General features: G+C 46.6%; 4 protein-coding genes. 3 read left to right on the top strand and 1 reads right to left on the bottom strand.

The features are described from left to right. Both JF818_RS06930 and JF818_RS06925 read left to right on the top strand, forming a co-directional pair. Positions 1 to 589 (top strand): EAL domain-containing protein (locus tag JF818_RS06930; RefSeq protein WP_233066626.1); only part of this gene is annotated, 589 nt, incomplete at its 5' end. Between the two features lie 45 nt (positions 590 to 634). Beyond that, a complete protein-coding gene (locus tag JF818_RS06925) occupies positions 635 to 1,183 on the top strand; it encodes a GNAT family N-acetyltransferase (RefSeq protein WP_198891302.1) in 549 nt (182 codons plus the stop codon). Positions 1,184 to 1,186: 3 nt separating this feature from the next. Here the strand turns inward: JF818_RS06925 and JF818_RS06920 are convergent, their stop codons facing one another. Next, positions 1,187 to 1,537, bottom strand: a complete 351-nt coding sequence (locus tag JF818_RS06920) for an arsenate reductase family protein (RefSeq protein WP_198891301.1) — start codon at positions 1,535 to 1,537, stop codon at positions 1,187 to 1,189. A 258-nt stretch (positions 1,538 to 1,795) separates the two neighbouring features. On the opposite strand from JF818_RS06920, the gene JF818_RS06915 reads away from it, so the two are divergent. Next, positions 1,796 to 2,204 (top strand): trigger factor family protein (locus tag JF818_RS06915; protein WP_233066624.1); only part of this gene is annotated, 409 nt, incomplete at its 3' end.

Raw genomic sequence — 2,204 nt, 5'->3', positions numbered from 1 at the left:
GATCAGACCCATCGGACTGTGGGTTATGAGAACTGCATGCCTGCAAATCCAGCAATTCCAGGAGTGGGCAGATCGTGAGCTTTCCATCAGTATCAATATTTCACTTATCCAGCTCCGCGACCCTTCCATGGTAGAGAATATGGCTGCAATTCTTGAAGAAACGCATACACCTCCTCATTATGTTGAGGTGGAAATCACCGAGAGTATTGCTTTCCAAGATGAGCCATTCATTATGGAACAACTAATTAGGATGAAAGAATTGGGCATTTCGATTGCAATAGATGACTTTGGAACCGGTTACTCATCCTTCAGCCGGTTACGGACCTTCCCTATTGATCTTATCAAGATCGATATCGAGTTTGTCCGAGCAATCAGCAGCAATCTCCACAAGGATCAGGCAATTATCAGAAGTATCATCCAGCTTGCAAAGAATCTTGGGCTGAAGGTACTTGCTGAAGGAGTGGAAACAGAAGAACAGCTCCAGTTCCTCAAGGAGCAGGGGTGTGATTTCATCCAGGGATTTTTGTTCTTCACACCTCTACCTGTTTCAAGCATCAAACAACTGTTGGATAACTCCCAGGAAAACTGACTGTCCACCTTGCCATACTGAAATTAACACTGATATGCTTGGTCCATGAACAGAGAAAGCGAAATATTTCAACTTTCCGATACTCGTACGCTCACTATCAGATCACTCAAGCCCGCTGATGCCCCCTTGGCCGTACAGTACATGAAAGCCATGTACACTGACAGCCCCTATCTTGCCCGTTACGGCGATGAATGGAATATCAGCACAGAGGACGAGGCGGCATTCTTGGAGAATGCAGCGAAATCCCAGAATAAGTTGATGCTGGGTGGCTTTATCGATGACCAGCTGGTAGCTCTCTGTGATTTCTCTCCTTTGGGCTTGGCATACAAGATGGCACACCGTTGTCAGATTGGGATTTCAGTTGCGGCGAACCAACAAGGAAACGGCATCGGCTCCCTCTTGATGAAAACCTTGATCGATGCTGCCCGTCTGGCAGGGTTCGAACAGATGGAGCTGGAGGTTGTGGCAAGCAACACAAGGGCTATACAACTCTACAAGCACTTTGGGTTTCGCGAAATGGGCAGAATACCCCGTGGTTTTCGCTACCGTGAAGGATTCTACGAGGATCTGCTTCTCATGGTCAGGGAATTGTAATAATCAACTAAGGTGTGATTCCCACTCCTTTTCCCGGAATCCGACCAGTACAAACTGATCGGAGACCAGCAGAGGTCGCTTTACCAGCATCCCATCACTGGAAAGGAGGTCAAGCATCTCCTCTTCATCCATCCCTTGGATTCGGTCTTTCAGATTCAGGGAGCGATACAGCTGCCCACTGGTATTGAAAAAGCGTTTCAAGGGCAGATTGCTCTTCTTAAGGAACTCTCTCAGTTCCTCTTTGCCCGGCCGATCTTTCTTGATGTCTCGGTAGATATATTCACTATTCCTGGCATCAAGGAAGGTGATGGCTTTTTTGCATGTAGAACATGCTGGATAGCAGATTATGGTCATTTTCAGGCTCCTTATATGTATGCTAGCAGACCGGTGGTATGCTGGCAATTGGATAAATACGCTCATTCCCCTAGACCAAAGCCTAAAAAGTTGCTATATACAATGTGTTTCGGGTAAAAGGTTTTTGCAAGAATCCTGCTGACAGGGTGGTCGAAAATCAACTGTTTATGTATACTTAGCAGGATTACATTGCAACAAAGGGCTTTGCCTAAGGATATACATGGTCCAAAAGAGAGGACCGAAAAGGATGAACATAGGATGATCGCTGATAAGAGTATCAAAGAATTGGAAAACTCCTCCGTCGCACTGACGGTCACTGTGACCGCTGACACCATCGAAAATGACTACCAGGCAGCTTTGAAAAAGTATGCTGCTGATGTCCAGATCAAGGGTTTTAGAAAGGGCAAAGTCCCTGTATCCGTTCTGGAAGGTAAGTTTGGTAAGGCGATTCGTGAGGAAAGTACATTCAATACCATCGAAGACGCATTGAAGGAAGCCTTGACTGATGTTGAAGACAAGTATAAGCCGCTCTCCTTCAGCACCCCTGAGCTTCAGGACGAAGAGACCCTTCTCCCCTTTGAAGCCAACAAGGACATCACCTTCACCGTACACTACGACATTATGCCCATTTTCGAGACCCCTCAGTACAAGGGCCTGAAGGTAACCT

It is taken from the genome of Sphaerochaeta sp. S2, assembly GCF_016406725.1.
Classification (GTDB): domain Bacteria; phylum Spirochaetota; class Spirochaetia; order Sphaerochaetales; family Sphaerochaetaceae; genus Sphaerochaeta.
This window is presented reverse-complemented; position numbering and strand designations above follow the sequence as displayed.